Source organism: Planctomycetia bacterium (genome assembly GCA_034440135.1).
Classification (GTDB): domain Bacteria; phylum Planctomycetota; class Planctomycetia; order Pirellulales; family JALHLM01; genus JALHLM01.
Window position 1 is genome coordinate 1 of sequence record JAWXBP010000142.1, and the last position, 5,033, is coordinate 5,033.

Annotated in this window: 4 protein-coding genes and 1 CRISPR repeat array; of the genes, 2 read left to right on the forward strand and 2 right to left on the reverse strand. The window is 56.0% G+C overall.

Annotated elements, in window-relative coordinates; genetic code table 11:
• Positions 1–169 precede the first annotated feature (169 nt).
• On the forward strand, positions 170–1,285 hold the full coding sequence (locus SGJ19_08110; GenBank protein MDZ4780200.1) for a hypothetical protein: 1,116 nt from the start codon (positions 170–172) through the stop codon (positions 1,283–1,285).
• A 2-nt stretch (positions 1,286–1,287) separates the two neighbouring features.
• Here the strand turns inward: SGJ19_08110 and SGJ19_08115 are convergent, their stop codons facing one another.
• Together SGJ19_08115 and SGJ19_08120 are read right to left on the reverse strand one after the other, a co-directional pair.
• A complete protein-coding gene (locus tag SGJ19_08115; protein MDZ4780201.1) occupies positions 1,288–1,488 on the reverse strand; it encodes a hypothetical protein in 201 nt (66 codons plus the stop codon).
• A 211-nt stretch (positions 1,489–1,699) separates the two neighbouring features.
• Positions 1,700–2,422 carry a hypothetical protein gene (locus SGJ19_08120; GenBank protein ID MDZ4780202.1) on the reverse strand — a complete coding sequence of 241 codons (723 nt, stop codon included), beginning with the start codon at positions 2,420–2,422 and terminating at the stop codon, positions 1,700–1,702.
• A 432-nt stretch (positions 2,423–2,854) separates the two neighbouring features.
• On the opposite strand from SGJ19_08120, the gene cas1 reads away from it, so the two are divergent.
• Positions 2,855–3,793 carry a CRISPR-associated endonuclease Cas1 gene (cas1, locus tag SGJ19_08125; GenBank protein ID MDZ4780203.1) on the forward strand — a complete coding sequence of 313 codons (939 nt, stop codon included), beginning with the start codon at positions 2,855–2,857 and terminating at the stop codon, positions 3,791–3,793.
• Positions 3,794–3,995: 202 nt separating this feature from the next.
• Positions 3,996–4,855: direct repeats of the CRISPR family, unit length 36 nt; unit sequence GTCGGACAATTGCCCCGCAACTTAGGGGATTAAGAC.
• Positions 4,856–5,033 lie beyond the last annotated feature (178 nt).

Consider the following 5,033-nt stretch of genomic DNA (forward strand, 5'->3'; position numbering starts at 1 on the left):
CGCCTGCATTCCTCGCTCGGCTACTTGTCACCCAACACCTATGCAAGGAAACTCATCAACGCTGCACCTCGAACGACTTCTTGAGCTCCGTTTGAAGGGGGCAAGTCCAACATGCCTTTTCACGAGTGGATCAATCACTATCCACGCAAGCATGAATTAAGGGGGGGGGATGCGTTTTATTTTCTGGCTCTACGTGGTGCCGGCAGCGATACTCGTCTCGAGCTGGTTGATCGACTTGATGCGAGGTGAGCTATTCACTTCGGTCGAGAACGGCATCTTCGTTGTATTGGCGTTGGGGATCTCGTTCGTTCCGGTACTCAATGCGGTCTTTTTGTTCCAGTTAATAACTGGGAACGACAGCGACCACTTCGTCGCCGTCACCGCCTTCTGCATCTTCCTGGGTGTAGGTTTTGAGGCGTATGTAGCCTTCGCGCGCTCCGCTAAAGAGCGGACGTTGGCAGCAGACCAAATGGCTGCGCGGTCAGACGAGGAGAAGCGGCGAAGCGACCAAAAGCTCGCTGAAGCTGTGAGGGGTGAGCAGGAGAAACGACAACGGCTGGAGGGCTACCTGGCCGTCGTGAACAAGAACACGGCGGTAATTCCGGAGCGTGTGAACAACGCCAAGATCGCGTTGGATCGTGCGGACAAAGAGTTTGAAGGAGGCTACCTAGATCCGTTCTGGGATGAGATAGAACGGGCCATCACCGAACTCGCCTTCGTCGACAGGGCTGCGCGTGAAGTGCAGGCGGCACTACAGGCCTACAGTGAAGAGCCAATTAAAGATTGGTCAGACCCCGTGGGCGCAGCCAAACTGTCAACCGCAGTCACCCACCTGCCTTCCACGACACAACTCTACGAGCGCCTGCGCGGGACTATTCGTCGAACGCAGACCAGCGATAAGTACACGCTGGTGTTCCACGTCCGCCGGACTAACAAGATCTTGGTGCACGGCTTCACGACGCTAGGGGATGCCATCAATGACATGGGGTGGCGCATATCGGTTGCAACCAACGCAGTTGCCGGTGCAGTCAGCGGGCTGCAGTCCTCGGTGAGCACATTCGCAGAGCAAGTGACCGATGAGCTGCGAAAGAGTAGATCCCAATCGGAAGAGGCCCTTCGCCAACAAAGCGAAAGGTCACAGTCCCAGGACAGCAGGGCTCGTGAAGCAGGTGACGCTTTCGCCGAAGAGTGGCGCGCCGCCGAAGCAGCCAAGATCGACCTGCTCGACAATATCCAACGCGGCGTCAAACCACTCATCCCGAAGCACAAGGACTTCGTCGGCTAGTTCTACTGGCGTCGAGCCCCGATCTTGAAGGACTTGCCGTGCTCGTCGCGAACGGCGCCGAACGCCATGATGGTGTCGTCGTTAGCTTCAGCGACGTAGATGTCCGGTGCGCTCGTCAGTTGAATCGGCATCTCTGCTGACGTGCCGCTGCGACGCGCCAAGAGCTGCTTGGCTTCTTCCAAAATGTACGGAGAGACTTCCAATGCGATCCCCCAAGTAATGTCAGGTCTGCTAGGACCTAAGGCGATGCTCATTCTAGGCTAGTACGGCGTCGCCTCAGGCTTCGGCAATGGCGAGTACGGCGCGTTGCCCAGGTGCCCTAAGTATAGGAAATCCTATACTCAGTGCCTTGCGTGAGGCTGATTAAGACGGCTACAGACGTTCTCCGTGGCGTGCAGAGCGGGCAACCTGATGTTATCGGGCAAATGCCGTGACAACTTCCTGAACCCATTTCGATCTTAATTTGCCCTGTGGATGGGCCGCTATTACGCACCGTGCACCGAAGGCACCTCCTGACTGCTTCACATATCGAAATCCGTGGCTGTCGTGAAGATTGGCGCCTCGCAAAAAAGGAGCCACCCATTCAACACCGGTAAGGAAAAGTATGCGCGATGGCCGATACGTCTGGAGTTCTAGGTCGAGCAATTCTGCGCAACCGGCAAGTTGAATATCACACAGTTTTTTCGATGGGTTTCCGCCCTTCGCGGGCGATACCTTGTAGAGGTTTGACCAGACGAGATGTGAGGGCCATCCCACGTCCTCGACGTCCGCAATGGCCAGTTCATGAACGACGCTGCGAATGCACTGCCAGAAAGCCGAGCGTTTGGTGTTGTAATCCTCAGCAGCGCCCCAGCTTTTCGTAACCCAGCGCATAGGACACTCGCCATCTCCGCTAACGCTATCTTGAACAAGCTTGGCGTACGAGTCTGCCCCGGCGAATGAGCCAAGCTGATCGGGCAGCCGACCCTCGGCCCAACGATTGACCGCACGCCCCACGACCATCAATCCGCGATCATAGGCCTGACCGGCCATCGCGAGAAATCCAGTGATCTCGGTATTTCCCAGACGGGACTCACCCTGTCCCACGGCGCTAAGCACCTTCGACGCAAACAATTTTCTTTCGGAATCGGTCGCCAAATCGTTCTCCTTTGCCGCTAACGAAGCTTTAGAACAGCCCCGCTGATGTTGTTGGATATAAATGCGCCAGCTCCGTTGCAAGCTTGCAAAAGTTAGCTCTTGAGCGCTTTCCCAACGCTCTGCTCATCGTCGCGCGGTCGGCCTGTATGATCAGTCTCACCACATGCTGCAAGCGGGCTTTGAGTATGTGGGTTTTATAGCTGAGGTCTCGATTTACCGGCTCGCTGCAAGCTTGCCGAGTTCCAAAGGTCATGCGGTAGATAACATCGTATGGGCAACTCAATACCTGTCACGAAATGCCTCCATGTCACTTTCAGGCCACCTCATTGTTCGCCGAGCACTATGCGTTTTGGCAATCGCGCCTAAGCGGTTGCTCAATTCGCACTTCAGCGTGGTTGACCAAAAGCTTACTGCTGAATCGCGTGGTGATCGATGAGCGGTCTAGTCTGCGTCGTCGACCGTCGAGGCAGCTCGCTCGAGTATGCCGCTGGCGTGTTGACCGTGCGTTCGCCGGAGAATCCCCTGTGGCGGGTCGGCGTGAGTCAACTAAGCCTCCTGATTGTGCATGGGCGCGTCATCGCCGACACCACTGTTTGGCGTGGTCTTGCGGATGCTGGAGTGGGTGTTGCGCTGACCGGCGGACGGCACGGTGACGATGTGGCGTGGTTAGCAGCAGGGCTCTCGACGACAGGCGCATTACGTCAGCGGCAGCACTTGGCGCACGCTGATCCAGCTCGGCGAATGAACATCGCGCGGTGGGTGTTTGAAGAAAAGATCGAAGCGATGCGATCGGAGATAGAGCAAGGCTGGCTGTCCAACAGCGACAGGCTACGTCACGCGTTCTCACGCGCTGAGGCTACCGTAAATCTAGCGCGTGATATCGCGTCGCTTTCAGGTGTGGAAGGCGCCCTTGCCGCCGACTGGTTTGCTGCGTTGGCGTCGAGTGTGGAAGCGCGTTGGAGCTTCCACGGCCGTAATCGCAGACCGCCGCGTGACCCGTTGAATGCATTGCTTTCCTATGGATACGCGTTCGCCTGCGCCGACGCGTTGGCCGCCGTGCAGCGTCTAGGATTTGACCCTGCCATTGGCTTCTTGCACGACATCTACCCCGGTCGCTATTCCCTACCGCTCGATGCCATGGAGTGTCTGCGCCCATGCGTCGATAGAGTTGCCGTGAAATTGTTGGAGTCCGAGCTGACGCCCGAGAATTTTTCGGATGATCCCATCAAGGGCTGTCGGCTCGACAAAACCGCTCGCCTTGCACTGATCCGCGGTTGGCATCAAGCGCGCGAAGTCTCGGTAGAGCGTGCGCTGTCCCGCTGGTGTCATACATTGCGCACGCGATTGGGCGAAGAGCCCGCACCCTTTTGACCAGGTTGGCCTTATTAGCGGAAAGCACAGCACATGCTGCCGCACCGCCGTTAGCATGCCGTGCTCAAGTCGCGGTATACTTTGGCCGTCCACCTCGATCCCAAAAATGTCCGCCTCATCAGTAAACTTTTTGCGCTCTCTGACATGTGTCGAAACGCGCTTACAAGCAGCTGAATTCAAAGCGTTTATTTTTGTGAAGGCAGTCGGACAATTGCCCCGCAACTTAGGGGATTAAGACTACAGCAAAGCCCGCTGAAGTTTTCTTTTCTAGTCGGACAATTGCCCCGCAACTTAGGGGATTAAGACGCAGCCATCTCGGCGGGGTCGAACTGCACAAACGGTCGGACAATTGCCCCGCAACTTAGGGGATTAAGACGCGCCGCCCAGTGCTGCGATAGTTTGCGCAAGCGTCGGACAATTGCCCCGCAACTTAGGGGATTAAGACGGCTAGGCTGGCGCGGCGGCGCCGATGGTGGTGGGTCGGACAATTGCCCCGCAACTTAGGGGATTAAGACTTCTTCGCCGTTGTAGTACCCAATTGGCGTCGTGTCGGACAATTGCCCCGCAACTTAGGGGATTAAGACACACCTGCGATGAGGCAAAGCGTGATAACTAACGTCGGACAATTGCCCCGCAACTTAGGGGATTAAGACTCCGCTGCGGCTTGATGCGTGCCGTAGACTCGTCGGACAATTGCCCCGCAACTTAGGGGATTAAGACATAAAAAAATCATATTTTAAAAAGAGTAGTAGGTCGGACAATTGCCCCGCAACTTAGAGGATTAAGACGAGCCACTCGTTCTTTGTCGGGAACACGTAGTGTCGGACAATTGCCCCGCAACTTAGGGGATTAAGACGCAATCCCGAGCAGGGGGTACGTACCCCGCAATGTCGGACAATTGCCCCGCAACTTAGGGTATTAAGACCCCTTTAATGCGCCAGATTAACCCCACCGCGCGTCGGACAATTGCCCCGCAAGTTAGGGGATTAAGACGCTCTTAAACCGTCCATGACGCTGTTAATGAAAGTCGGACATTTGCCCCGCAACTTAGGGTATTAAGACCCACTGACGAAGGCCAGAACGTCCTTCACAGCCGCGTGGGACAATTGCCTCTTAACTTAACGGGGGGAAGAGATTTTTCAAGCGTTAAACGTTTGGCGGGTGTTGGACAGCTACCACCACCCTTATTAACCATCGTTCCCACTTGAGTCGCCGTTGATATTCCGGGTATCCTGATGAC

Coding starts and splice junctions, on each gene's coding strand:
- cas1 (MDZ4780203.1), top strand. CDS start 2,855: ATGAGCGGTCTAGTCTGCGTCGTCGACCGTCGAGGCAGCTCGCTCGAG.
- SGJ19_08110 (MDZ4780200.1), top strand. CDS start 170: ATGCGTTTTATTTTCTGGCTCTACGTGGTGCCGGCAGCGATACTCGTC.